Origin of the sequence: Rhodococcus sp. ACPA1 (assembly GCF_002300195.1) — a bacterium.
GTDB classification, from domain to species: domain Bacteria; phylum Actinomycetota; class Actinomycetes; order Mycobacteriales; family Mycobacteriaceae; genus Rhodococcus_F; species Rhodococcus_F opacus.
In genome coordinates, this window is sequence record NZ_NSDX01000003.1 from 175,513 (window position 1) to 200,035 (window position 24,523).

The window sequence follows — 24,523 nt, forward strand, 5'->3', positions numbered from 1 at the left end:
ACGGCTGGCCGCTTCGGCCCTCGCGATGGCTAGACTCGACTGGTGGACATCCGGGACGCCGAGTACCTCGTCGCCGTGGCCGATCACGGCAGCATCACCGAGGCCGCGCGGGCGCTGTTCATCGCGCAGCCGTCGCTGTCGCAGGCGATCCGGACTCTCGAGCGCGATCTGGGTGTCGAACTGTTCGATCGTGGAGGACGGAAGCTGCGGATCACCCCGGCGGGCACGTCGTTCGCGCATGCGGCGCGGCAGGTCCTCGCCGATGTGGAGCGGGCGCGGGCCGTCGTGCACGACGTCGCCGAACTGCGGTCCGGCACCCTCACGATCGCAGTTCTCAATTCTCTTGCCGCCGATCCGCTTCCGCGGATCGTCGGCCGGTTCCATCGGCAGTACCCGCGCGTGGTCCTGGCCACGGTGTCGGCGGACGTTCCGGACGGTGTGGGCCGCGCGGTCCGGTCGGGTGAGTGCGACCTCGGGCTCACCGAACTGCTCGTCGACCACCAGGGGCTCGAGTTCCGGATGGTGGGGGAACAGGAAATCGTGCTCGCGCTCCACGCCGATCTGGCGATCGAGCTACCCGATCCGGTGCCCGTCGACCTGCTTGCCGACATTCCCATGATCGTCGAGATCGGGTCGCGGCCACGACTGCCGGTGAACAACATCGCCGTCGAGTGTGCGCATCGTCAGTCGATGTGGGAACTGGTCGTCCAGGGCGCGGGGGCGACCCTGCTCCCGCGGCGCGTCGCCGAGCAGGAACTGCCGGGCGTCGTGGTGCGCTCGCTCGCACCGCCGGAGGTGCGCACCATCGGTCTCGTCCATCGACCGGATCCGCTTCCGCCCGCGGCGGCGGCGTTCATCGCCGCGCTCGACGAGGCTCACGGCGCGAGCGTATCGAGGAACGCGCGTCCGGCCGGAGACAGCCGGGCTTCGTCGTAGATCACCCCGTACGGGACGGTGATCGGCGGGTCGAGGGTACAGATCCGGGCGCCGCCGACCGCGGCCCGTTCCGCGAGGGTGCGTTCCATGAACGACATTCCTACGCCCTCGACGACGAACGCGCCGACGGCTTCCCGCTGCTCGACGACGGCCGACATGATCGTCCGGCTCCCAGCGGCCTGCAGTGCCTTCTCGATGACGGTGCGCGACGACGACTCCTTGGGCAACCCCACCACGGGAATATTCGGAAGGTCGTCGAGGGGGAACGGATCCCGCCAGTCGATCTCGGCGTCGTGCGGAACCACCAGCCAGTACTCGTGGATTCCGAGGACGCGCGTCGTCAATCCGGCTGCAGCGAAGGGGAAATGGCTGAAGGCGATCTCGCAGTGTCCGTCGCGGATCAGCGAGGCGATGACGTCGACCGGCCGCAGGTCGGCGAGCCGGACGACCACGCCGGGATACTGCTTGCGGAAGGACCCGATCAGTTCCGTGACAGGGCCTTCCGCGACGTGCGCCGACGCGCAGATGTCGAGCCGGCCGCGCGGCAGTCCCGAGACATCGACGAGTGAACTCTCGGCGGCCACCAGGTCTCGCACGATCTTCCGCGCCGGACCGACGAATGCCTTTCCCGCCGCACTGAGCACCAGGCCGCGGCCAACGCGGTGGAACAGTTCGACGCCGAGGTCACGCTCGAGATTGCGCAGCCCCTTCGACAACGACGGCTTGGTGACGCCCAGGGCCTCGGCCGCGAGCGCGAGGCCGTCGTTGTCGACGGTGGCGAGAAAGTACTCGACGTGACGCGACTCCACCAGTGCAGACTACTGCGTACGAGTCGTCGATCCGCCGGACGTCAGATGTGACGTCCGCCGGTGACTTCGAGAACGGTGCCCGTCATGTAGCTGGACAGATCGGACGCGAGGAACAGTGCGACGTTCGCGATCTCCTCCGGCTCGGCACCGCGGCCCATCGGGACCTCCTTGAGCTTCGCCTCGATGATGTCGGCGCGCAGGGCGCGGATCATGTCGGTGTTCACCACGCCGGGCTGGATCGCGTTGACCCGGACCCCGAGGTGGGCGACCTCCTTCGCGGCCGCCTTGGTCAGGCCCACCATGCCGGCCTTCGCGGCGCTGTAGTTCGTCTGCCCGACCATGCCGACCTTGCCCGAGATCGACGAGATGTTCACGATCGAACCCTTGCCGGCCTCCCGCATCGCGATCGACGCGATCTGAGTGCCCAGCCATGCGCCCTGCAAGTGCACGTCGATGACGGAGCGGAAATCGGCGAGCGACATCTTGCGCAGCGTCGCGTCGCGGGTGATGCCGGCGTTGTTGACCCACACGTCCATCGAGCCGAACGCGTCGAGCGCCGTTTTTCCCAGGTTCTGCATCTGATCCGGATCGGTCACGTCACAGGCGACGGCGACGGCCTGGAAGCCGTCGGCCTCCAGCTTTCCGGCGGCGGCCTTGACGTTCTCGGCGTGCATGTCGCCGAGGACGACCGACGCGCCCTCACTCGCAAACTTCCGGGCCATCTCGAAACCGATGCCCTGGGCCGCGCCCGTGACGACGGCGACCCGTCCCTCGAGAAGTGTCATTGATTCTTCCTTCCTCAGTTGTACGAACGCAGCAGCCCGCGGCTGATGATCTGCTTCTGAATGTCGCTGGTGCCCTCGCCGATGAGGAGGAACGGTGCCTCCCGCATGAGGCGTTCGATCTCGTATTCCTTGGAATAGCCGTAGCCGCCGTGGATCCGGAAGCTGTCCTGCGTCACCTCCGAGCAGAACTCGCTCGCGAGGTACTTGGCCATCCCGGCCGCGACGTCGTTGCGTTCCCCGGAGTCCTTGAGCCGCGCCGCATTCACCATCATCAGGTGTGCCGCCTCGACCTTGGTCGCCATCTCCGCGATCCGGAACGCGATCGCCTGGTGTTCGGCGATCGGCGAACCGAACGTCTCCCGAGTCTTCGCATATTTCACGCCGAGTTCGAATGCGCGCTGTGCGATCCCGCACGCGCGGGCGGCGACGTTGACGCGGCCGACCTCGACGCCGTCCATCATCTGCCGGAAGCCGCGGCCCGGGTCGCCGCCGAGGATCGTGTCCGCCGCGGCCTGGTAACCGCTGAACACCATCTCGGTGGTGTCGATGCCCTTGTAGCCCATCTTGTCGATCTTCCCGGGGATCGTGAGCCCGGGAAGCACCTCGCCGAACCCGGCGGGCTTCTCGATCAGGAACGCGGTGAGGTTGTCGTGGGGCTTCGCCGCACCCTCCTCGGTGCGGACCAGCACCGCCACCAGCGTCGACGACCCGCCGTTGGTCAGCCACATCTTCTGGCCGTCGATCACGTAGTTGCCGTCCGCTGCCCGGGCCGCCTTGGTCCGGATGGCGGCGACGTCGGAACCCAGTTCGGGCTCGGACATCGAGAACGCGCCGCGCAGTTCACCCGTCGCCATGCGCGGCAGGTAGTGGGCCTTCTGTTCGGGTGTGCCGTGATTCGCGATCATGTGCGCCACGATGAAATGGGTGTTGATCACCCCGGACACGCTCATCCATCCCCGCGCGATCTCCTCGACGCACAGTGCGTAGGTGAGGAGGGATTCCCCGATGCCGCCGTACTCCTCGGGGATGGTGAGCCCGAACAGGCCCATCTCCTTCATCTGCTCGACGATGGCCGTCGGGTACGTGTCGGAATGTTCGAGCTCCTGCGCCTGCGGAATGATCGCCTTGTCCACGAACTCACGTACCGCCGAGACGATCTCGCCCTGGGTATCCGTGAGCCCGGCGGTCTGCGCCAGTCGTGTCATCGTTCCACCTGTCCCGTATTCATCATTTCTCCGTACTCTGCTCGGCGTGCACGTCGTTCAGACGGTCGCGCAACGCGGACCGCAGGACCGCACCCCGTGGGGACAGGGGCAACTCGTCGACGAAGACCACCTCGCGCACCTTCTTGTACGGCGGCACCGTGGCCGCCACGAACTCGATCAGTTCCTCGGCGGTGATGTGCGCCGTGGTTTCTGCCACCACGAATGCGACGGGCATCTCCCCGACCCCGGGAACGGAGCGGCCGACCACCACGACGTCGAGAATGCCTCGTCGTGACAGCAACAGCTGTTCCAATTCGTGCGGATCGACGGTGTAGCCCTTGTAGAGGAGTGCGTCCTCGGGTCTGCCAACCATGTCGAATATCGAGTTCCATCTCGCCGGGAAATTTCATTGTTCGTGAATATGCCCGGACAATTCCTCCGGACACTGACACCTATTGAAGTGCCTCGGACCGCCGTGGTCAAAGACGCTGTAGGAAACCGACAGTTTCCCTCTTCCTATGGGTCGTAAATGCCGTCTGCGCTGCGCGTTCTCGTTCGTGGCACTCGCTTGACAGCGAGGCCGGGTTGCTGGATATTCACCTTCATGGCTGAACGCGAAGTGAGTGACGAAGACTTCAAGGACATTCTCGCGCAGACGAGAACCTTTATTCAGAAGGAAGTAATTCCCAGGGAAAATGAAATCGCGGAAAAGGACCTGATTCCGGACGACATTCGCCGCAAGGCGGCGGAGATGGGTCTGTTCGGGTACGCCATCCCGCAGCAGTGGGGCGGGCTCGGACTCGACCTCACGCAGGACGTGGAACTGGCCATGGAGTTCGGGTACACGAGCCTGGCGTTGCGGTCGATGTTCGGCACCAACAACGGGATCGCGGGCCAGGTGCTGGTGAATTTCGGTACGGACGAACAGAAGTCGGAATGGCTCGAGCGCATCGCGTCCGGTGACGTGGTCGCGTCGTTCGCGCTGACCGAGCCGGAGGCCGGGTCGAACCCGGCGGGCCTGACCACCCGCGCCGTCCTGAAGGACGGCAAGTGGACGATCAACGGCACCAAGCGGTTCATCACCAACGCGCCGTTGGCCGATCTGTTCGTGGTCTTCGCCCGCACCCGTCCCGCCGACGAGACCGGCACCGGCACCGGCATCGCGGTGTTCCTCGTCCCCGCCGACACCGCCGGTGTCGTGGTCGGGCCGAAGGACAAGAAGATGGGCCAGGAGGGTGCCTGGACCGCGGAGGTCGCGTTCGACGACGTCACCGTCCCCGAATCCGCTCTGGTCGGCGGCAGTGAGGAGGCCGGCTACCGCGCCGCCATGACGTCGCTGGCCCGGGGTCGCGTGCACATTGCCGCCCTCGCCGTCGGTAGCGCTCAGCGGGCGCTCGACGAGTCCGTCGCCTTCGCGGCGGTCACGAAGCAGGGCGGCACCCCGATCGGTGACTTCCAGTTGGTGCAGGCCATGCTCGCCGACCAGCAGGTGGGCGTGTCCGCGGGCCGCGCGCTGGTGCGGGACGCGGCGCAGAAGTATGTCAGCGGTGAGGATCGTCGTATCTCTCCGTCCGTGGCGAAGCTGTACTGCACGGAGATGGCCGGCAAGGTCGCCGACCTCGCGGTGCAGGTACACGGCGGCACCGGTTACATGAGAGACGTTCCGGTGGAACGGATCTACCGTGAGGTCCGGTTGCTGCGCCTGTACGAGGGCACCAGCGAGATTCAGCGCCTGATCATCGGCGGCGGCCTCGTCCGCGAAGCGAAGAAAGCACTCTGAGCCCATGTACGAAGCAGTGATCTGTGAACCCGTCCGCACCCCCGTCGGGGGATTCGGCGGCATGTACCGCGACGTCCCCGTCACCACCCTCGCGTCGACGGTGTTGAAGGGCCTGATCGAACGGACGTCGATCACGTCCGACGACATCGACGACGTCATCTTCGGTCAGGGCTACGCCAACGGCGAGGCGGCGGCCATCGGCCGGATCGCTGCGCTCGACGCCGGCCTCGACGTCACCGTGCCCGGGATCCAACTCGACCGCCGCTGCGGCTCCGGGTTGCAGGCGGTCATCTATGCGGCCATGCAGGTGCAGACCGGGATGAGCGATCTGGTGATCGCGGGCGGCGCCGAGTCGATGAGCCAGACCGAGTTCTACAGCACCGGAATGCGCTGGGGCGTCAAGGGTGCGTCGGTAGAGTTCCACGACCGGTTGGCCAAGCCCCGCACCAACTCCGGCGGCGTGAACTTCCCCGTCGAGGGCGGCATGATCGAAACCGCGGAGAACCTCCGGCGCGAGTACTCGATCAGCCGCGAGGAGCAGGACGCGTACGCCGCCGAATCCCACGCGCGCGCTGTCCGGGCGCAGGACGGCGGACTGTTCGACGCCGAGACGATCCCGGTGACCGTGCCGGGCAAGCGCGGCAAGGACCCCGTCGTCCACACCACCGACGAGCACCCGCGCCGCGACGTCACGGCCGAGTCGTTGTCGGCGCTGCGGCCCATCCGGTCGCGGGTCGACCCGGAGGCCACCGTCACCGCGGGCAACGCGTGCGGTCAGAACGACGCCGCCGCAGCCGCGATCGTCACCACCCCCGAGAACGCGGAACGTCTGGGCCTGCGCCCGTTCGCCCGGCTCGTGAGCTGGGGTGTCGCCGGAGTGGAGCCGAACCGGATGGGCATCGGCCCGGTCCCGGCCGTCGACAAGGCCCTCACCCGGGCGAAGCTCACCCTCGACGACATCGACCTCCTCGAGATCAACGAGGCGTTCGCAGCGCAGGTACTGGCGTGCGCGCGGGAGTGGAAGTTCGACGGGTCCGACATGCGAGACCGGTTCAACGTCAACGGATCCGGAATCTCCCTCGGCCACCCCGTCGGCGCCACCGGCGGTCGCATCCTGGCCAATCTGCTCCGCGAACTGGATCGTCGCCAGGCCCGCTACGGCATCGAGACGATGTGCATCGGCGGTGGGCAGGGCATCGCGGCCGTGTTCGAGAACGTCAACATCTAGCCGTTTCCCCTTCCGCCCGGTACCGGGCCGACCCGAAAAGAGTGTCATGCGTGTATTCCAGGGAATCGACGACGTCGAATCCGCAGTCGGCGAACATCTCGGCCACAGCGACTGGCTCGAGATCACGCAGGAACGCGTGAACGTGTTCGCCGACGCCACCGGTGACCACCAGTGGATCCACGTCGATCCCGAGCGTGCCGCCGAGGGCCCGTTCGGCGCCGCCATTGCCCACGGCTACCTCACGCTGTCACTGCTGCCGAAGCTCGGCGCCGACCTCATGCGCGTCGACGGCGTGAAGCTGGTGATCAACTACGGTCTCAACAAGGTTCGCTTCCCTCAGCCGGTGAAGGTCGGGGCGAAGGTGCGGGCCGGGGGCGAGATCGTGTCGGTCGAGCAGACGAAGCAGGGCGCACAAGTGGTCGTCAAGTACACCATCGAGATCCAGGGTGAGGGCAAGCCGGCGTGTGTCGCCGAGACTGTCCGCGTCCTGGTTCCCTGAGACACGAGGAAAGAACATGCGAAGAGCAGCACTGGTCGCCCCGGTCCGCACCGCGGTCGGCCGTTTCGGCGGCGCACTGCGTGACGTTCCGGCAGAGACGTTGGCCGCCACCGTGATCAAAGAGACCGTGGCCCGGTCGGGGATCGACCCACTCCTCATCGAGGACGTCGTGATGGGGCAGTCGTACGCCAACTCCGAGGCCCCGTGCATCGGGCGGTGGGCGGCCCTCGAAGCGGGACTGCCGATCCACGTCGCCGGGCTCCAGACCGACCGCCGGTGCGGCACCGGACTACAGGCACTCGTGACCGCGTCGATGATGGTGCAGACCGGCGCAGCCGACGTCGTGCTCGCCGGCGGCGTCGAGTCGATGAGTAACATCGAGCACTACACCACCGGTGCCCGCTGGGGTACTCGCGCCGGGTCGCTGAACCTCTACGATCGCCTCGACCGCGGGCGGGAACGCTCCCAGCCGGAATGGCGGTTCGGGAAGATCAGCGGAATGATCGAGACCGCCGAGAACGTCGCGTCGCGGTGCGGAATCGGCCGCGAGGAGTCGGACGCGTTCGCCGCCGAAAGCCACGCGAAGGCCCACGCCGCGTGGGAGGCAGGCAAGTTCGATGACGAGGTGATCGAGGTGAAGATCACCGACCGGAAGGGCAACGTCGCCGTCGTCTCCCGGGACGAGGGCATCCGCCCCGAAACCACGCCCGAGACGCTGGCGCGGCTGCGCAGCGCTCTCCCGGACGGCGTCGTCACCGCGGGCAACGCGAGTCAGCAGAACGACGCGGCGTCGTCGATGCTCGTCGTCGCCGAGGACCAACTCGACGAACTCGGGCTCGAGCCGCTGGGCTTCCTCACCGGGTGGGCCGCAGCCGGGTGCGAACCGGGACTGATGGGCCTCGGACCGGTCGCGGCCGCGTCGAAGCTGTTCCGCAGAACCGGCGCGAGCTTCGACGATTTCACGCTGATCGAGCTGAACGAGGCGTTCGCGTGCCAGGTGCTCGGCGTCCTGAAGGAGTGGGGTTTAGAGGATCGGGACCGACTCAACGTCAACGGGTCCGGTATCTCGCTCGGGCATCCCATCGGTGCCACCGGTGCGCGGATGACGACCACGGCCCTGCATGAATTGCGGAGGCGCGGCGGCGGCAAGGCGCTTCTCACGATGTGCATCGGTGGCGGGCAGGGAATGGCCGCCATCGTCGAGGGTGCGTAGGGCGTGTCTCCCGATCCCCATTTCGGCGCTCCTGGCGCCCAATCGCCAGGTGCATCCGAGAGGGATCGGGAAACACGCCCTATAGCCGACTGATATGCGCGTCCGCCGGCTCCGACACCGGGGTCGGCGGACGCGACATCACGTGATTGACGAGGAGCGCGACGAAGACGACCGCGCACCCGATGGCACCCACGGCGAGAGCGAGCCTGATTCCGTTTTCGGTGGGAAGTAGGTCCGGTGCCAGGTTGGCGGCGAGCACCGCACCTGCGAGGGCGCTGCCGAACGAGCCGCCGACGGTACGCAGCACCTGGTTGAAGCTCACTGCGCTGCCGAGTTCGGTGTCGGCGACGCTGCGGGCGATCAGGGCCGGCATCGCCGCGTACGTCATGCCCATCCCGGCCCCGAATCCCAACATCCCGATCAGGATTTCCCACAGCGCGTTGTGGGCGACCCAGAGGAGCATGCTCGAGGCCGTCACGAGGCCTGCACCGACGAGCAGCAGAGTCCTCATGCGGATCCGGTGCGAGACCGCGCGGACGAGTCGATTCGCGCCGAAACTCGCCACCGACAGGGGAAGCATCACGAATCCGGCCCAGAACAGGGGCAGCGCGATCCCGTATCCGGTCGAGGCGGGCGCCTGGGCGATGAGGCTGCCGATCGAGAGTCCGATGTACATCGCGGCGCCGAGGCCGATCGCGGTGCTGTTCGCGACCAGCACGTCACCGTTGCGCAGTACCCGCAGGTTGATCAGCGGGTAGGGGGTGCGCAGTTCGACGAGGGACCACGCCGTCAGCAGTGTCGCCGCCCCGGCGAAGAATCCGAGGGTCCACGGCGAGCCCCAGCCCCACCGGGAGCCCTCGCTGACGGCGACGAGGAGGGACGCGAGTCCGGTACCCACCAGCAGTGCGCCCGGTACGTCGAGGGTGTTGCGTGGTGCCTGCTCGTCGGGGCCTGCGGGAACGACACGCCACACGACGAGGATGGTGGTGATCAGGAACAGCGCCGCGAACCAGAAGGCGAAACGGAACCCGAGCAGATCGGCGAGGATGCCGGTCAGGGGGTATCCGAGTCCCAGGCCTGTCGTCACCGTCACCGACAGGCTGGAGATGCCGAGCCGGGCCTGGTTCTCGGGGAGATAGCGGCGGGCCAGAGCGATCGTCACCGGAACGATTCCGTAGGTGAGTCCCTGCAACGCGCGTCCGATCAGGAAGACGGTGAAGTTGGGAGCGGCGGCCGCAACGATCGACCCGACGAGGATCGTGGTCAGGGAGAACAGGAGCAGGCGCTTCTTGTGGGGGCCGTCGCTCAGCCGGCCCATGATCGGTGTTGCGACCGCGCCGACCAGGAGGTTGACAGTGAGCATCCATTGACCGGTGCTCACCTCGACGTGCATGTCGTGGGAGATCGTGGGCACCAGGAGCATGCCGAGTGAACTGACGATCGCGGTCGTCAGGGCGGCATACGCCAGGGCCGGCAGTAATCGGGGACGCGTGGTGGAATCAGTCGACTGGGGCATCGTCCACCAACTTGCGCAGAATCGGGACGACGGAGTCGAGAGTCTTCTTCTCCTCGTCCGTCAGCCGTTCCGCGATGGCGTGTTCCAGCCAGTCCAGGCCTTGCGACCGCTCCTGCGCCAGCCTCTCCCGACCGGCATCGGTGAGTTCGATCCAGATTCGGCGTCGATCCTGCTCGTCGGGGGTGCGCACAACCAGGCCGAGACTCTCGAGTTCGCGCACCGCATTGGCTATTGCCTGTGGGCTGATCTTCTCGGCAGCAGCGAGTGTCGAGGCAGACGTTTGTCCGTGCTTCGACAGGTAGGCGAGCACGCCGATCTTGCCGACCGAGATCGACCTGCCTGCGGTGAGCTGTCGCCAGATCGGGCGCAGTGCTTCCCGCAGGACCTGCGCGGTGGCCTGTTCGGTGATCATGAGCAAAGCGTACAATCAAATTGATCAATTTGATTGACTAAATGGGGAGGCTCACACCGGCAGCGGCCAGGATCGCCCGCACCGATCACCGTCAGCGATATCCTCAGAAGGACGCCATCGAGAGGTGAGTCCACGGTTGTATCCGCGCTGGTCGTGCCGTCGGAGCCAGGGCGCGGGATCGATGAGCCGACGGGGTGAGTAGACCGTCCGATGGGTGAAGGTGATCCGCTCGACACTCAGCGGTACCCGCCGCCGTCCCCGGCCGCCGAACTCGGTGGAGCTGGTTTCGCTGATGTTCAGGAGATCGGCCGCGGCGGTTTCGGCGTCGTCTACCGCTGCTCCCAGGCGGACCTGGATCGCACGGTCGCGGTGAAGGTGCTCACCGTCGAACTCGACGACGAGAACAAGGCCCGATTCTTCCGGGAACAGCGGGCGATGGGGCGGCTGACCGGGCACCCGAACATCGTCAACATTCTGCAGGTCGGTGCCACCGACGGCGGCCGTCCCTACATCGTGATGCCGTATCACCCGCAGGATTCGCTGGAGGCCCGGGTCCGGCAGGGCGGTCCGCTGCCGTTGGATCAGGTGCTTCGGGTGGGGGTGAAGATGGCGGGTGCGGTGGAGACGGCGCACCGGCTCGGCATCCTGCATCGCGACGTCAAACCGGCGAACATTCTGCTTTCCGAGTACGGCGAGCCGGAGTTGGCGGATTTCGGTATCGCGCACATTTCCGGTGGTTTCGAGACGGCCACCGGTGCGGTCACCGGGTCGCCGGCGTACACCGCGCCGGAGGTGCTCGGCGGTGACCCGCCGAGTCCGGCCGCCGACGTCTACGGGCTCGGCGCCACCCTGTTCAGCGCCCTCACCGGCCATGCCGCGTTCGAGCGGCGCAGCGGTGAGCAGGTGGTCGCGCAGTTTCTGCGGATCACCACGCAGGCGGTGCCGGATCTGCGTGAGCACGGGATTCCCGAGGATGTGTCCGCGGTGATCGCCCGGGCGATGTCCCGCGAGCCCGGTCAGCGCCCGGCCACTGCCGCCGACTTCGGGGAACAGCTGCGAGGTCTGCAACGCGACCACGGCCTCCCGGTCGACGAGATGGCGCTACGAGCCGAACTCGATGCGCAGGGGGACGGGGAGCCATCGACCTCGCGCGGCGGGCGAGGATCGCCGGCGCCCTCCACAGGGGGCGCGACGGGAAGTCTTCCCTTGGAGCTGACCAGTTTCGTCGGCCGCCGCTACGAGTTGACCGAGGCGAAGAATCTGCTGGCCGGGTCGCGGCTGGTGACGTTGACCGGGATCGGGGGTGTCGGCAAGACGCGGCTGGCGATGCGGGTCGCGTCCGCCGTGCAGCGCGAGTACGCCGACGGTGTTCGCCTGGTCGAGTTGGGTGAACTGCGTGACGGGTCGTCGCTGGTCGATGCGGTGGCCTCCGCCGTCGGGGTGCGGGACCATTCGGCACGGCCGTTGCGTGAGGTCCTTCTCGAGCACCTGGCGGTACAGGAAATGCTGTTGGTTCTCGACAATTGTGAGCAGGTGGTGGATGCCGTCGCCGAACTCGCCGCCCACCTGCTGCGGGTGAGTCCGCGGTTGCGGATGCTGGCCACCAGCCGTGAACCCCTCGGCATCGGCGGGGAGGCAGTGCTGCGGGTCCCCCCGCTGGCCGTCCCGGATCCCGACCGGAAGCCCTCGCTGCGGGGTTTGCCGAAATACGATGCGGTGACGTTGTTCGTCGAGCGTGCCGCTGCCGCGGTTCCGGGTTTCGCGGTCACCGAGGAGAACGCGGTGGCGGTGGCGGGGATATGCCGTCGTCTCGACGGGTTGCCGTTGCCGATCGAGTTGGCGGCGGCGCGGTTGCGGGCGATGTCGCCGGAGCAGATCCTGGGGCGGCTGACCGACCGCTATACCCTGCTGACTCGGGGCAGCCGGGGTGCGCCGACGCGGCAACAGACCCTGCGGTTGTGCATCGACTGGAGTTTCGAGTTGTGCACCGCCGGTGAACAACTGGTGTGGGGACGGGTGGCGGTGTTCGCGGGAAGCTTCGAACTCGATGCCGCGGAGCAGGTGTGTGGCGAGGGCCTCGACTCGGACGAACTGTTGGACACGCTGACCTCGTTGGTGGAGAAGTCGATCCTGATCCGCGAAGAGCACGGGTCGGTGGTGCGGTTCCGGATGCTCGAGACCCTCCGCGAGTACGGCTTCGAGAAACTCGAGCAGACCGGTGAGGCTGTGGCTTTGCGTCGACGGCACCGGGACTGGTACGAGGCATTGGCGCTCGATGCGGAAGCCGAGTGGATCAGCGCCCGCCAACTCGACTGGATCGCCCGGCTGAAGCGGGAACACGCGAATCTGCGGGAGGCCCTCGAGTTCAGCGTCGACGACGACCCCGCCGCCGGCCTACGCATCGCCGTGGCACTGTTCCTGTTCTGGAGCTCCCAAGGCCTCTACAGCGAGGGGCGACGGTGGTACGACCAACTGCTCGTCCGCCAGAGCGGCCCGCCCACCCTGGATTCGATCAAGGCGCTCTACAGCCACAGCGTAATGGCTTTCGCTCAGGGCGACCTTCAGGCCGCGACAGCGCTCGTCGAGGAGGCGCGGACTCTCACCGCCGACACGAGGGATCCCCTCCTGCGCGCCTACGTCGACTGCGCCGACGGCATGCTGGCCCTCTACAGCGGTGATCTCGCGCGAGCGTGCTCGCAACTGGACATCGCGCTCGCCGAGTTCACCGAACGCGGAGATCAACTGCTCCAAGTAGCCATCCTGTACCCGTTAGGTCTGGCCTATGGACTGTCCGGCCGGACGGACCAGGCGATCGAGTGCCACGAACGTGCGCTCGCGATCACGGAAGCGCACGGTGAGACGATGTACCGATCGCATTCGCTGTGGGCCTTGGGAATTGCTGTGTGGAAGCAGGGTGATGCAAGTCGTTCGGTGCAGCTTATCGAACAATCACTGAAACTGACCAAGCAGGTGCGCAGCCCCCGCGTCGCTGCAGCCTGCCTCGAAGCGCTCGCCTGGATCAGCTTCGAACGTCGCGAGGCACTCCGGGCCGCAGTTCTGATGGGAGCCGCGGACGGGCTGGCGCGGTCGATCAGCAGTACGGCGGTCATACATACCAATCTGATTCTCTACCAAGAAGAATATGCACAGAAGGCCCGGCAGGAGCTCGGGGACAAAGCATTCGGCGCGGCCCACCGCAAGGGCGAACAACTCGGCTTCGACGCGGCGATCGCCTACGCCCTCCACGAGCAACAGGCCGACACCTCCACACCCGCCACCGCCGCGTCGACGCGACTGACCAAGCGGGAACGCCAAGTCGCCGACCTGATCGCCGAAGGCCTGACCAATCAGGCCATCGCCGACCGACTGGTGATCTCACCCCGCACCGCACAAGGACATGTGGAGCACATCCTGGCCAAACTGGGCTTCACCTCCCGGACCCAGGTCGCGGCCTGGGTCGTGGAGCGGGCACACGATTAGGCCGTGCGAGAGCGGGAGAAATTAGCGCCGTCCGACTACCGCTCGAAAGCGTCGGCCATCTCGTACAACCGTTTTAGTTCGGGAGATGAGAGAACCATCCTCGCGGCGCGAGAGTGGAGCAACCGACTGGCAGGGAGGGGGTGATCTCGGCGAAGTCGACGAAGATGATCGTGACGACGAGGAGCCGCATGCTGATGCTCAGCGCCACTCCACGCAGGATCCCGGCGGTCAACAAGCCGATGAAGGGAATGGGGAGGATGAGCCACCACAGTCCGTGTAAGAGGATCCCGGTGGCCGCGGCGAAGATCTCGGCTGTTCCGGTGAGGACGGCTGCTCCCAGACCGGAGCGGTTGTGTGGCATCAAGGATGCGATGCCCCCGAGGAACGCACCGACACAGATCAGGACCTGCTCTCCGAAGTCGTGCAGTAAGTAGCCGCCGATCGCCGCGACGATCATGCCGACTGCCACGCGCAGCAGACGGGCAGGATCCTGGAGGGGCGGTCCGGGCTTCAGCCCCCGCAGCGCAGCGCGGCCGAGTGCCTCGCGGTGCATCACATGCCGCCTGTCGGTGGCGTGTGCCGGCCGCTCCGAGCCTGTCATGAGGTGTTTTCGCACTATTCGACCTTCGCGGGCGTGCCCTCTTCTCCAGGATCCGGCCGGTGAAAGATCTCGGTGGGATCCTGGGGCCAGTGCGTGCGCGCTGATCTGGAGGGGCAGCTGTCAGGCACTACGGAAGATCGTTTTGAGCTCCAGGTACGGTTCGAGGCTGCTGGGCCCGAGTTCTCTACCCATGCCGCTGTTCTTGACGCCGCCGAATGGAGCCTCCGTCGGGAACGACGCGCTGTTGACTCCGATCGTGCCGGTCACGATGCGTCGGGCGACGGCGGTGGCGTGCTCGCGGTCCGGAGAGAAGACCCCGCCGCCGAGGCCGTACTCGGAGTCGTTGGCGATGGCGATGGCCTCGTCCTCGTTCTCGTAGGCGATGACGACGAGGACCGGGCCGAAGATCTCTTCACGGGCGATGCGCATGTCGTTGGTGACGTCACGGAAGACGGTCGGCTCGATGTAGAAACCCCGGTCGTTCGCCGTGGATCGGCCCCCGCCGACGACGACCTTCGCTCCTTCGCGTTGTCCCAGCTCCAGGTACGACTCGACGCGATCCCGCTGCCGTTCGGACACCAGGGGGCCGAACAGGTTGGCGGGATCGGTGGGATCGCCGATCGGGATCTCGCTCATCGCGGCACTGACAGCGTCGACTACTTCGTCGTACCGCGATCGGGGTGCGAGCACCCGGGTCAGGGACCGGCAAATCTGGCCGGTGTTCGGTGAGCACGCGGTTGCCACGAACGGCTTGAAGGCGTCGAGATCGACGTCCTCGAGCAGGATGGCGGCCGACTTGCCGCCCAGTTCGAGCGTTACCCGCTTGAGGTCCCTACCGCAGGTCTCGGCGATGGCCTTGCCGGCGACGGTGGAGCCGGTGAAGGCGATCTTGCGGACCAGCGGATGCTCGACGAGGGCGGTGCCGGTCTCGCGGCCTCCCGTGACGACGTTGACGACGCCGGCGGGGATACCCGCTTCGGTGGCGATTTCCGCGAAGAGAAAAGCATCGAGCGAAGTTTCTGGTGCCGGCTTGATCACGGCGGTGCATCCTGCCGCGAGTGCCGGTCCGATCTTCCACGCGAGCAGGGGCTGGGGGCCGTTCCACGGGGTGATCGCCCCCACCACGCCGACCGGCCGCCGCTGCAGGAGCGCGTCACCGATGGACGTTTCCAGTGGTTCCTCTTCGACGAGGGTGTCGGCGAGCGAGGCGAAATACCGGTAGTACCGCGGAACTTGCTGCTGCATCGCCCGGGACACGCTGATCGGAGTGCCGTTCTGCCGCGTCACCAGCGCAGCGATCTCATCGATACGGCCTTCGTAAGTGTCGGCCAGCCGGCGCAGGGAAGCGGCTCGTTCGGACGGAGGGGTGGCGGCCCACGTGACACCGGCGGTGTCGGCGACCTGTACGGCCGCGTCGATATCGGAGGAGTCACCGTCGACGATGGAGGCAAAGACTTCCTCCGTCGACGGATTGACGACGGAGATTGTCTCGGTGGAGTGGGCGGCCCGGTACTCGCCGCCGACGTAATGGGATTCGTGGTTCGTGACCATTCTTGTGTCCTCCTGGTCCCACCGCATTGTGATGGCGGCAAGAAATGATGGATGCCCCGACCTGAACGTCGGCACGGGTAATGCGACGTCTGCCGATGTCGGATGAGGGCCGAGTGATCCGACGAATTCAATTCGGCGAGCCGATCGAGTGTGCCCTCTGGCCTGATCTTACGTATCTCGAAGCCGACGTGGGAGGGGCCACCAGCACCCCCATGGCCGCGACAATTGATCGGCTATCTTTGCCATCGACTCCACTTGCGCGCGGCGCGAAGCTCGTTCGGGTTCAGGCCACCCCAGATTCCGTGTTGCTCTCCGAAATGAATCGCGCTTGTTCGGCATTCGCTGATCACCGGGCATTGGCGGCAGATCGCCTTCGCTTGCTGCTCCTGACGGCGTGAACATGTGCGATTGTCTTCGCCATCCATATAGAAGACGGCGATGTCCATGCCACGGCAACGCGCCTGTGGTCGCCAATCGTCACGATCGACGTGTGATGCGAGATTCATGGTTCACAGTGCTTTCCTGGCTTCGCGGCGTGCGTTAGGCCTTTGGGAATTATCTCCTTCTGAACAATGATTCTCGCCTGCACGAGAAGAGTTCAGCCACAGGTGAATATTCGGCAATGCGGCGTAAGTGTCAAGAGTGGGCTTAAGCACACAGAAACGCAAGGGGGAGTGAAAGTTACGATCCATAGGGTGAGGCTTACCTCGGGTTAGCTTCCGCATCTTTGACTTTCGGAACAATTCTGCAGAAAATGCTCAGTGCGGGCACCGAGGGTGCTCGGGCGCAGGTGAACTGAGCGATGGATTGCCCGAGACGGAAACGGACGATTCACATGCATATCGCGCACGTCGATCATTTCGTGCTGACTGTTGCCGACATCGACACCACCGTCGAGTTCTATACGACGATTCTGGGGATGTCCGAACATCGCTACGGCGACGATCGCCGGGCATTGCTGTTCGGTCGCAGCAAGATCAATTTGCACCAGCACGGGAACGAGGTCGAACCGAACGCTCGGCACGCGCAACCAGGCAGTGCCGACGTCTGCTTGATCGTCGAAGAGTCCATCGACGTGGTTGTCGGCGAGCTGTCCGGCAGAGGTGTGCCGGTGGAAGTAGGTCCTGTCCAGCGCCACGGCGCTCGAGGGCTGATGACGAGTGTGTACATCCGCGATCCGGACGGAAATCTCATCGAGCTATCGGAATACCAGCCGGGCACCTCTCTCAGGGTCTGATCTTCAGCACTTCGGGAAGTTGGTCGTTGTCCGCCCCGATGTCGCGGGCCGCATGCAGGGGCGGCGGACGGCGGCCGTCGAACGACAGGGGCAGACCGACCAGACCGATCTCGTCCTCGGACGGCGAGCCGATGATTCCCAGCGCGTGGGTGTGCTCGTGGGCGAGGACTTCGGCGGTGGTCTGGATCGGTGCCGACGGGATGCCGGCACCCTGCAGCAGTTCCTGCCAGTGGGCGCGTGTTTCCTTCCCCAGTTGCTCACCGATCAGCCGGTCGATCTCGGCCCGGTTCTGCAACCGTCCCGCGTTGGTGGCGAAGCGGTCGTCGGTCGACCACTCCGGATGTCCGAGTGCCGCACAGAGGCGCGCGAACAGCGCATCGTTGGCGCAACTGACGATCAGATCGCCGTCGCTGGTCGAGTACGCGCGGTGCGGGACGATGAAAGCGACACCCGACCCGTGGCGGCCACCGGGTTCGCCGTCGGCGTTGTAGTTCGCCACGCCGATCGACATCCAGGCCATGGCAGTCTCGAGGAGCGACGCGTTGACCGTCGCACCGGAGTGCTTCACCTGACGGCGGTGCAGCGCCGACAGGATGCCGATCACCGCCCACATCGCGGACCCGAAGTCGATGATGGACACCCCTGCCCGTACCGGGGGCTGTCCCTCCTCACCCGTGATGCTCATGATTCCGGAGAACGCCTGCATCAGCGGGTCGTATCCGGGGAGCGTGTTCAGCGGGCCGACGTGTCCGAACGCGCCGATCTCGCAATAGATCAACTCCGGCTTCGTCACCCGGAGGCTGTCGGCGTCCAGACCGTATTTCGCGCTGGAACCCGGCCGGAGGTTGTGGATGAAGACGTCGGCGCGTTCGGCGATCAGCGTGTGCAGCGTCTTCAGCTGGTCTCGATCCTTGATGTCGATGCTGATGCAGCGCTTGCCGCGATTGAGCGCATGGAAGGCGGCGCCGCTGCCCTTCCAGGTGCTGGGTCCCCAGCCACGGGCGGAGTCGCCCGACGGGCGCTCCACCTTCCACACCTCGGCGCCGAGTTCCGCGAGGATCTTCCCACTGAACGGTGCCGAGGCACTGTCGCCCAGCTCGACCACGACAACTCCCGATAACGGCAGATCACGCAGCATCGTCTTACTCCTCTTGGTCAGTTGACCGTGTGTGCGGCGCGCACTTCGGGTGAGTACGTGGCGCCGGAACTCAACAGCTCATCGATTTCATCTCGGTCGAAACCCGCCTCGGTGAGCAACTCCACGGAATGTTCGCCGAGACGCGGCGCCGGGTACCGCAGGTCCGGCGCGCTCTCACTCCACCGCTGCGGAATCGCCATCGTCTTGAGCGGTCCCTCGGAGGGGTGGTCCTGGTCGACGAAGAAGCCGACCTCTCGCATGTGCGGATCATCCAGCAACGATTCTGGGGTGTTCATCTCGATGACCGGAATATCCGCGTCGGTCAGAAGCTTCATCCACTCCGCGGTCGTCTTCGTCTCGAACACCTGCCCCAGGAAGTCGTACAGGATTCCGATGTTCTGGGTCCGTCCGTTGATGTCGGCGAAACGCGGATCGTTCACCATCTCCGGGTGTCCGGAAATCTCGAAGAAACGCTGCCAGTGCTTGTCGATGTAGACGTTCACCCCGAGGTAACCGCCGTCGAGCGTCCGATACGGGCGGCGGTCCGGGTTCATCATCCGCCCGTACCCCCAATCGTCGATCGGCGGATCGAAGGTGTGCCCGTACAGGTGATCACCCATGACGAAGTGCGTGAACGTCTCGAACATCGGCACCTGGACTTCCTGTCCGACGCCGGTCTTCTCGCGCCGGAACAGTGCCATCGACACGGCCGTGCTCGCGGCCATGCCGACGACGCGGTCCGCGATGGCGGTGGCCACGTACGCCGGTGGACCCGACTTGCGGCTCTGGAGTACCGGCATACCGACCGCCGCCTGGATCAGGTCGTCGTATGCCGGCCGGTCGGCGTAGGGGCCGTTCTGACCGAAACCGTAAGCGCCGCAGTAGATGATCCGTGGATTGATCGCGCGCGCCTCCTCGTAGCTCAGCCCCAGCCTGGCCATGGCCTTCGGCCGCAGGCTGTACAGCAGCACGTCCGCGGAACGGATCATGCGCTTGAGTGCGGCGGCACCCCCGTCCGTCTTGAGATCGAGGACGAGGCTGCGCTTGTTGCGGTTGAGGTGCAGAAAGATCGCGCTCATCCCGCGGTTGCGGTACGGCCCGACACCGCGCGTCGTGTCGCCATCGCGTGACTCGATCTTCCAGACGTCTGCGCCCATGTCGGCGAGCAGGAGCGACCCGTACGGGCCCATGAAGTTCGATGTCAGGTCCAGGATGCGCACACCCTCCAACGGTCCGGTCATGTCACTGCTCCTACTGGTGGTCCGTCATGGTGAATACGGGGAGTTTCTGCTCCCCGCGCTGTACAAAGCGCATCGTGACCGGTTTTCCGATCGCGATCGCGTCCGGTTCGCCGTCGATCTGTGCGAACAGGGTGTAGCCGTCGTCCATCTGCACGAAGCCGACCGTGTACGGCACGATCGTGGACCAGACGGGTGTCGGTCCGCGCATGATCGTGCTGTACGAGTAAATCGTCCCGCTCCCGGTCGACTGTGTCCACGACAATGCCGCGGATCCGCAGTACGGGCAGGACGAGTGCGCCGGCCAGACCGCCTCCTCGCAGTCTCCGCAACGCTGGAATGTCAGTCGCTCGTCGGTGAGCGCCTCCCAGTACGGCTCGGCGTCGAGGAGTCGATACGGCTGCGGCCAGTCGTTCGATACGTGCGTGTCGGTCATGCTGTGCTCCATTTCGTGGTTCATGCAGCGGAGGACAGGACCATGACGCTGCCGGCTGCGAGCATTCCGCCGGCACCCTGGACCAGCGCGGTATCCGGCCGGCGTGCGGGCGCGAGCCCGAGCGGTTTCCCGCGCAGTTGCCGGACTGCCTCGACCAGGCTGTCCATGTTGCAGGAGATGCCGGGCTGACCGAACGACAGCCAGCCACCGTTCGTGTCGGTGGGTAGGTCGCCGTCGATTCCGGTGTGCCCACCCCGGTAGAGGTCGATTCCGCGGCCCTTCTCGGCGAAGCCGAGGTCCTCCATGATGATCGGGCCCATGTGCGCGAAGTTCATCGAGATCTGTGCCATGTCGATGTCGGACGGGCCGAGCCCCGACATCAGGTACGCCTGCCGTGCGGCCTCGACCGTCGCCGTGTGCGTCAGGTTGGGGAACGCACCCATGTCCGGAAACTTGCAACTGCGCATGTTCATGCGGTCGGTCAGATATTCGTGCGTCGATGCCGAACCGTAGCCGAGGACGTAGATCGGATCCTGGCCTTCTCGAACGTTGTCGGGCGAGGTGACGATCAGGGCGCCCCCGGTGCCGCCGCCCCAGGTAGAGCACATCCACCGCCGCAGCGGCGTCGCGACGTACGGGGACGACAGCACCTTCTCGCGGTCGATCTCACCGAACTTCGCCTTCGCTGCATGCGGATGGTGTGCGCCCCAGCGCTGGTTCGCGACGGCGACGTCCGCGAGATCCTCTTCGGTGATCCCGAACTCGTGGAAGTAACGGTGAGCGGCCTGAGCGTAGAGGGCCGGGATCGTCGGTCCGTAGGGGGCCTCGAACTGAGGATCCGCGTCCGCCTCCGCGCCCATCGCCACGGCGTCGACGAACAACTCCGTCGCATCGCTCTGCAGGCACAGCACGTACTCGGCCTTGCCTGCGGCGATCATCTGCGACGCGACGGCGATCGTCGAAGTGAGCCCTGCACCGTGCATCGTGAGCTCACTCGAGAACGTCACGTGCATCTGCATGTGTGAGGCGAAGATGTTGTTCCACTGCGAGCGCTTGTCCGCCCACGGGGAGCGTCCGGTGAAGATCGCATCCACCTGGTTCTTGTGGATGCCGGCATCGGCAAGTGCTGCGACGGTGGATTCCGCTGCGAGTTGCAGCGGATCTTTTCGGTTCTCACGCGATGCATACGCATCGCCCATGCCGACGATCGCTGCGACGGGTTTCGACGACATACTCAGTCCTTCGCGCGCTCGGTGGGCAGCGACGCGCCGACCAGGGCCTCGAGATCCTCGCGCTTGCGCAGCATCAGCAGGCTCCATTCGCTCTTCTGGCACACGTCGCCGTCCTGGTTGAGCGCCTTCATCAGCAGGGTGATGACGCCGTACTTGTCGTCCTTGTCCTTCTTGGCGAGGACCTCGGCGGTGACGTAGATGGTGTCGTTGATGTGCACCGGAGTGAGATACCGGAGGTTGTTGATCCCGTAGTTCGCCTGGATCGGCGGACCGAAGGTGATCAGGCCGGTCATGATGGAGTAGGTCAGCGACCCCTGGACCAGGCGCTCACCGAAACGGGTCTGCGACGCGTAGTGGATGTTCGAGTGGATCTCGATCCAGTTGCCGGTCAGCGCGCAGTAGTTGACCACGTCGGTCTCGGTGATGGTGCGACCACCGCTGCGAAAGACCGTGCCGACCTCGATCTCGTCGAGCGGCATGTCGATGCGGTTGTTGATGGTGGCGGGATTCGTCGTTGTCATCGCTGCTTCCTTGGGACGTGATGGTGATCGGGGCAGATTCAGGCGTTGGTCAGGCGCATCGACTTGGCGATGATCGTGCGCTGAATCTGCGACGTTCCGCCGCCGATCGTGCACTGGATGCTCTCGCGCAGGTAGCGCTCCATGTCGGCCTCGGGGAGGTTGGCGTACCCACCGAGAATCTGCATACCGTCGAGCGCACACTGCTTGAGGGTCTCCGACGCGTACAGCTTGGCCATCGAGGTCTCACGGGCGGCGGGACGATCCTGCGCCTTCAACTGGGCGGCGCGGTAGCAGAGCAGCCGCGCGGCGTCGACACGGGTCTGATTCTCGGCCAGCATGTGCTTGAGCACCTGGAACTCGTAGATCGGCTTGCCGAACTGGATGCGCTGGTGCGCATAGCGGTTGGCGTTGTTGACCGCTTCCTGCGCGTTGCCCATATAGGCCGCAGCGACCGCGCAGCGCTCCAGTTCGAGGTGCTCGGTGATGACCTTCCAACCCTCGCCCTCGGCGCCGAGCAGCGCGTCACCGGGCACCCGCACCTCGTCGAGGAAGATCTCGGTGGTGCCGGTCGCGTGCCGCGACAGAGTCGGCAGCTTGCGGATGTCCAGGCCCGGAGTGTCATTCGGAATCAGCAGCACGGACAAACCCTTGTGCTTGTCGCTGGTGTCGGTCCGCACCAGCATCGCGATGACGGTGTCCTTCGCGGCGGCGCCACTGCACCACAGCTTCTGTCCGCTGACGATCCAGTCTCCGTTGTCGTCACGGCGGGCGCGGGTCTTGGTGTTGGCGGCGTCCGAACCGGCATCGGGCTCGGAGATCGACACCGAGAAGCGGATCTGCCCGTCGATGAACGGCTTGACGTACTGCCGCTTCTGCTCGGGCGTTCCGTACTTGATGATGTTCATCGCCGTGAACGTCGGCACCAGCACCGAACACGCGAAGTCGAAACCGAACTTACCGAGCCCCTCGGCCATCAGCGAGTAGTCGAAGATGTCGCCGCCCGAACCGCCCTCCTCCTCGGGGAACAGGATGCCGAGCCAGCCCTGCTTGGCGATCTTCTCGTACGCCTCGTACGGGTACAGGCGATTCTCGTCGCAATTCCGGACGTACTCGACGGTGATTTCGTTGTCCATGAAGTCGTTGACGACGTCGAGCCACGCGGCCTGGGATTCGTCGAGGAAATTCGAGTTCATAATTCTCTCCAGATCGGAAGGAATGGTGCCCGCGTTTTCGGTTGCACCGCTTGAATAAATGTTAGAACTGCGTGACTGCCGAACCTAGTGATTCTTTTCGAATCCGCGATTCGACGAATACGAATCGTGTTCGCGGCAGCGCAACAGATCAGGTGATTGCCCCCGCCGCGCGGAGCGCAGCGAGTTGCTCGGCGGTGAAACCCCAGTCGCCGAGAACGTCGTCGGTGTGCTGTCCGGGCGCAGCCGGGGGGCCCTGGATCGCGCCCGGAGTCCGGCTGAACCGCGGCGCCGGAGCCGGCTGCACTACACCGGCGACCTCCGTGAACGTGCCACGCGCAACGAGGTGCTCGTGCCGCGGCGCTTCGGTCAACGACAGCACCGGCGCCCAGCACGCGTCCTCGCCCTCGGCGAGGGCGCACCATTCGTCGCGGGTGCGGGTCCGGAACACCGCAGCGAGCCGTTCCTGCATCTCCGGCCAGCGGGCCCGGTCGTGCTGATCCGGCATCTCGGTCTCGTTCAATCCGAGAAGTCGAAGTGTGTTGCGCCAGAACCGATACTCGTTGCACGCCACGCTCAACCAACGTCCATCCGAGGTCTCGTACACGTTGTACCAGGGTGCGCCCGAATCGAGCCGATTGGTTCCACGCTCGTCGTGCCAGTACCCGGCGGCGTGAAGGCCGTAGAACAGGGCCATCAACGACGCCGACCCGTCCACCATCGCCGCATCGATCACTTGGCCACGACCGGACAGCCGACTCTCGAGAAGCGCCGAGACCACTCCCAATGCCAGATACAGCGAACCGCCACCGAAGTCACCGGCAAGATTCAGCGGTAACGTCGGTGGCCCATCCTTGGCGCCGATGGCATGGAGGACGCCGGTCAGCGAGATGTAATTGGCGTCGTGCCCCGCGGCCTGCGCCAGCGGTCCGTCCTGACCCCACCCCGTCATCCGCCCGTACACCAGCGCGGGATTCACTGCGAGACAGTCGTCCGGGCCGATCCCCAACTTCTCCGCCACACCGGGCCGAAATCCCTCCACGAGCACGTCGGCCCGCCGCACGAGGTCGAGGACCGCCCCGACTGCCGCCTCGTTCTTCAGATCCATTGCTGCACTGCGACGCCCGCGATTGAGAAGATTGAAGCGTGGATCCACCGGCGCGCCGCCGTCGTAGCCGGGCGGCCGGTCGATCCGGATGATGTCCGCCCCCAGGTCGGACAGGAGCATGCAGCAGAACGGAACCGGTCCGACTCCACCCAGTTCGACGATCTTGATGCCCGCGAGGGGGCCTCTGGAATTTTCCATGACTTTCTGGCTCCAATCGAATACTTCCGAGCGTATCCGGCCCTATTGGCACTGCCAATTGAAGAATCGCGAAGCGGCGATTCGAACGGCCCGAATCGCATCGATGCCGATTTTCTGCATCCATTCTTGCTATTGACGGCCTCGACCGGAGACAGGCAATATAACCGGAGTCGTCTTCGGCACATTGTCACCGCTGCGATGACCCCCCAC

General features: G+C 65.7%; 23 protein-coding genes. 7 read left to right on the plus strand and 16 right to left on the minus strand.

Annotated features, from left to right (window positions below; all coding sequences use genetic code 11):
- Positions 1-42 precede the first annotated feature (42 nt).
- The gene (locus CJ177_RS11360; RefSeq protein WP_025433423.1) at positions 43-936 is read left to right on the plus strand and encodes a LysR family transcriptional regulator; all 894 of its coding nucleotides are present in this window, start codon (positions 43-45) and stop codon (positions 934-936) included.
- Here the strand turns inward: CJ177_RS11360 and CJ177_RS11365 are convergent.
- The 4 genes from CJ177_RS11365 to CJ177_RS11380 are packed head-to-tail and all read right to left on the minus strand — an operon-like array spanning position 876 to position 4,108.
- Entirely contained in the window at positions 876-1,745 is an 870-nt protein-coding gene (locus CJ177_RS11365) for a LysR family transcriptional regulator (RefSeq protein ID WP_005250384.1), read from the minus strand. The two genes, CJ177_RS11360 and CJ177_RS11365, sit on opposite strands and share 61 nt — an antisense overlap.
- A 41-nt stretch (positions 1,746-1,786) precedes the next feature.
- Positions 1,787-2,530, minus strand: coding sequence for a 3-oxoacyl-ACP reductase FabG (gene fabG, locus CJ177_RS11370; RefSeq protein ID WP_005250385.1), 744 nt, complete (start codon positions 2,528-2,530; stop codon positions 1,787-1,789).
- A 14-nt stretch (positions 2,531-2,544) separates the two neighbouring features.
- Positions 2,545-3,735, minus strand: coding sequence for an acyl-CoA dehydrogenase family protein (locus CJ177_RS11375; protein ID WP_005568547.1), 1,191 nt, complete (start codon positions 3,733-3,735; stop codon positions 2,545-2,547).
- A gap of 22 nt (positions 3,736-3,757) precedes the next feature.
- On the minus strand, positions 3,758-4,108 hold the full coding sequence (locus CJ177_RS11380; RefSeq protein WP_005250389.1) for a 4-coumarate--CoA ligase: 351 nt from the start codon (positions 4,106-4,108) through the stop codon (positions 3,758-3,760).
- Positions 4,109-4,339: 231 nt separating this feature from the next.
- On the opposite strand from CJ177_RS11380, the gene CJ177_RS11385 reads away from it, so the two are divergent.
- The 4 genes from CJ177_RS11385 to CJ177_RS11400 are packed head-to-tail and all read left to right on the plus strand — an operon-like array spanning position 4,340 to position 8,455.
- The gene (locus tag CJ177_RS11385; RefSeq protein ID WP_095867770.1) at positions 4,340-5,515 is read left to right on the plus strand and encodes an acyl-CoA dehydrogenase family protein; all 1,176 of its coding nucleotides are present in this window, start codon (positions 4,340-4,342) and stop codon (positions 5,513-5,515) included.
- 4 nt (positions 5,516-5,519) lie between these two features.
- Positions 5,520-6,743: an acetyl-CoA C-acetyltransferase gene (locus CJ177_RS11390; RefSeq protein WP_095867771.1), complete on the plus strand. Its 1,224-nt coding sequence runs from the start codon at positions 5,520-5,522 to the stop codon at positions 6,741-6,743.
- A 46-nt stretch (positions 6,744-6,789) separates the two neighbouring features.
- The gene (locus CJ177_RS11395) at positions 6,790-7,242 is read left to right on the plus strand and encodes a MaoC family dehydratase (RefSeq protein WP_073366442.1); all 453 of its coding nucleotides are present in this window, start codon (positions 6,790-6,792) and stop codon (positions 7,240-7,242) included.
- Positions 7,243-7,258: 16 nt separating this feature from the next.
- Positions 7,259-8,455 carry an acetyl-CoA C-acetyltransferase gene (locus tag CJ177_RS11400; protein WP_095867772.1) on the plus strand — a complete coding sequence of 399 codons (1,197 nt, stop codon included), beginning with the start codon at positions 7,259-7,261 and terminating at the stop codon, positions 8,453-8,455.
- Between the two features lie 79 nt (positions 8,456-8,534).
- On the opposite strand, the gene CJ177_RS11405 is transcribed toward CJ177_RS11400, so the two are convergent.
- Positions 8,535-9,971 carry an MFS transporter gene (locus CJ177_RS11405; RefSeq protein WP_095867773.1) on the minus strand — a complete coding sequence of 479 codons (1,437 nt, stop codon included), beginning with the start codon at positions 9,969-9,971 and terminating at the stop codon, positions 8,535-8,537.
- Entirely contained in the window at positions 9,955-10,383 is a 429-nt protein-coding gene (locus CJ177_RS11410; RefSeq protein WP_005250400.1) for a MarR family winged helix-turn-helix transcriptional regulator, read from the minus strand. The genes CJ177_RS11405 and CJ177_RS11410 overlap by 17 nt, the downstream gene beginning before the upstream one ends.
- A gap of 210 nt (positions 10,384-10,593) precedes the next feature.
- Between CJ177_RS11410 and CJ177_RS11415 the strand changes: the two genes are divergently transcribed.
- The gene (locus CJ177_RS11415; RefSeq protein WP_095867774.1) at positions 10,594-13,863 is read left to right on the plus strand and encodes a protein kinase; all 3,270 of its coding nucleotides are present in this window, start codon (positions 10,594-10,596) and stop codon (positions 13,861-13,863) included.
- 73 nt (positions 13,864-13,936) lie between these two features.
- On the opposite strand, the gene CJ177_RS11420 is transcribed toward CJ177_RS11415, so the two are convergent.
- The 3 genes from CJ177_RS11420 to CJ177_RS11430 all read right to left on the minus strand — a co-directional run bounded on the left by CJ177_RS11420 (position 13,937) and on the right by CJ177_RS11430 (position 16,521).
- Positions 13,937-14,416 carry a hypothetical protein gene (locus CJ177_RS11420; RefSeq protein ID WP_143548683.1) on the minus strand — a complete coding sequence of 160 codons (480 nt, stop codon included), beginning with the start codon at positions 14,414-14,416 and terminating at the stop codon, positions 13,937-13,939.
- Positions 14,417-14,584: 168 nt separating this feature from the next.
- Positions 14,585-16,015 (minus strand): aldehyde dehydrogenase, encoded by a 1,431-nt coding sequence (locus CJ177_RS11425; RefSeq protein WP_061042135.1) that lies wholly within the window; start codon positions 16,013-16,015, stop codon positions 14,585-14,587.
- Between the two features lie 233 nt (positions 16,016-16,248).
- Positions 16,249-16,521: a WhiB family transcriptional regulator gene (locus CJ177_RS11430; RefSeq protein WP_005250408.1), complete on the minus strand. Its 273-nt coding sequence runs from the start codon at positions 16,519-16,521 to the stop codon at positions 16,249-16,251.
- A 329-nt stretch (positions 16,522-16,850) separates the two neighbouring features.
- Here CJ177_RS11430 and CJ177_RS11435 point away from each other — a divergent pair, with 329 nt between their 5' ends.
- On the plus strand, positions 16,851-17,252 hold the full coding sequence (locus CJ177_RS11435) for a VOC family protein (protein ID WP_005250410.1): 402 nt from the start codon (positions 16,851-16,853) through the stop codon (positions 17,250-17,252).
- On the opposite strand, the gene CJ177_RS11440 is transcribed toward CJ177_RS11435, so the two are convergent.
- The 7 genes from CJ177_RS11440 to CJ177_RS11470 all read right to left on the minus strand — a co-directional run bounded on the left by CJ177_RS11440 (position 17,242) and on the right by CJ177_RS11470 (position 24,313).
- Positions 17,242-18,390 (minus strand): CaiB/BaiF CoA-transferase family protein, encoded by a 1,149-nt coding sequence (locus tag CJ177_RS11440; RefSeq protein WP_025433419.1) that lies wholly within the window; start codon positions 18,388-18,390, stop codon positions 17,242-17,244. The genes CJ177_RS11435 and CJ177_RS11440 overlap by 11 nt on opposite strands.
- A 17-nt stretch (positions 18,391-18,407) precedes the next feature.
- Positions 18,408-19,631: a CaiB/BaiF CoA-transferase family protein gene (locus tag CJ177_RS11445; RefSeq protein ID WP_095867775.1), complete on the minus strand. Its 1,224-nt coding sequence runs from the start codon at positions 19,629-19,631 to the stop codon at positions 18,408-18,410.
- Between the two features lie 10 nt (positions 19,632-19,641).
- A complete protein-coding gene (locus tag CJ177_RS11450) occupies positions 19,642-20,064 on the minus strand; it encodes a Zn-ribbon domain-containing OB-fold protein (protein WP_082764524.1) in 423 nt (140 codons plus the stop codon).
- 20 nt (positions 20,065-20,084) lie between these two features.
- Positions 20,085-21,296 carry a thiolase family protein gene (locus tag CJ177_RS11455; RefSeq protein WP_095867776.1) on the minus strand — a complete coding sequence of 404 codons (1,212 nt, stop codon included), beginning with the start codon at positions 21,294-21,296 and terminating at the stop codon, positions 20,085-20,087.
- A 2-nt stretch (positions 21,297-21,298) separates the two neighbouring features.
- The gene (locus tag CJ177_RS11460; protein WP_005250419.1) at positions 21,299-21,817 is read right to left on the minus strand and encodes a MaoC/PaaZ C-terminal domain-containing protein; all 519 of its coding nucleotides are present in this window, start codon (positions 21,815-21,817) and stop codon (positions 21,299-21,301) included.
- 38 nt (positions 21,818-21,855) lie between these two features.
- Entirely contained in the window at positions 21,856-23,010 is a 1,155-nt protein-coding gene (locus tag CJ177_RS11465; RefSeq protein WP_005250421.1) for an acyl-CoA dehydrogenase family protein, read from the minus strand.
- Positions 23,011-23,158: 148 nt separating this feature from the next.
- Positions 23,159-24,313: a CaiB/BaiF CoA-transferase family protein gene (locus CJ177_RS11470; protein ID WP_095867777.1), complete on the minus strand. Its 1,155-nt coding sequence runs from the start codon at positions 24,311-24,313 to the stop codon at positions 23,159-23,161.
- Positions 24,314-24,523 lie beyond the last annotated feature (210 nt).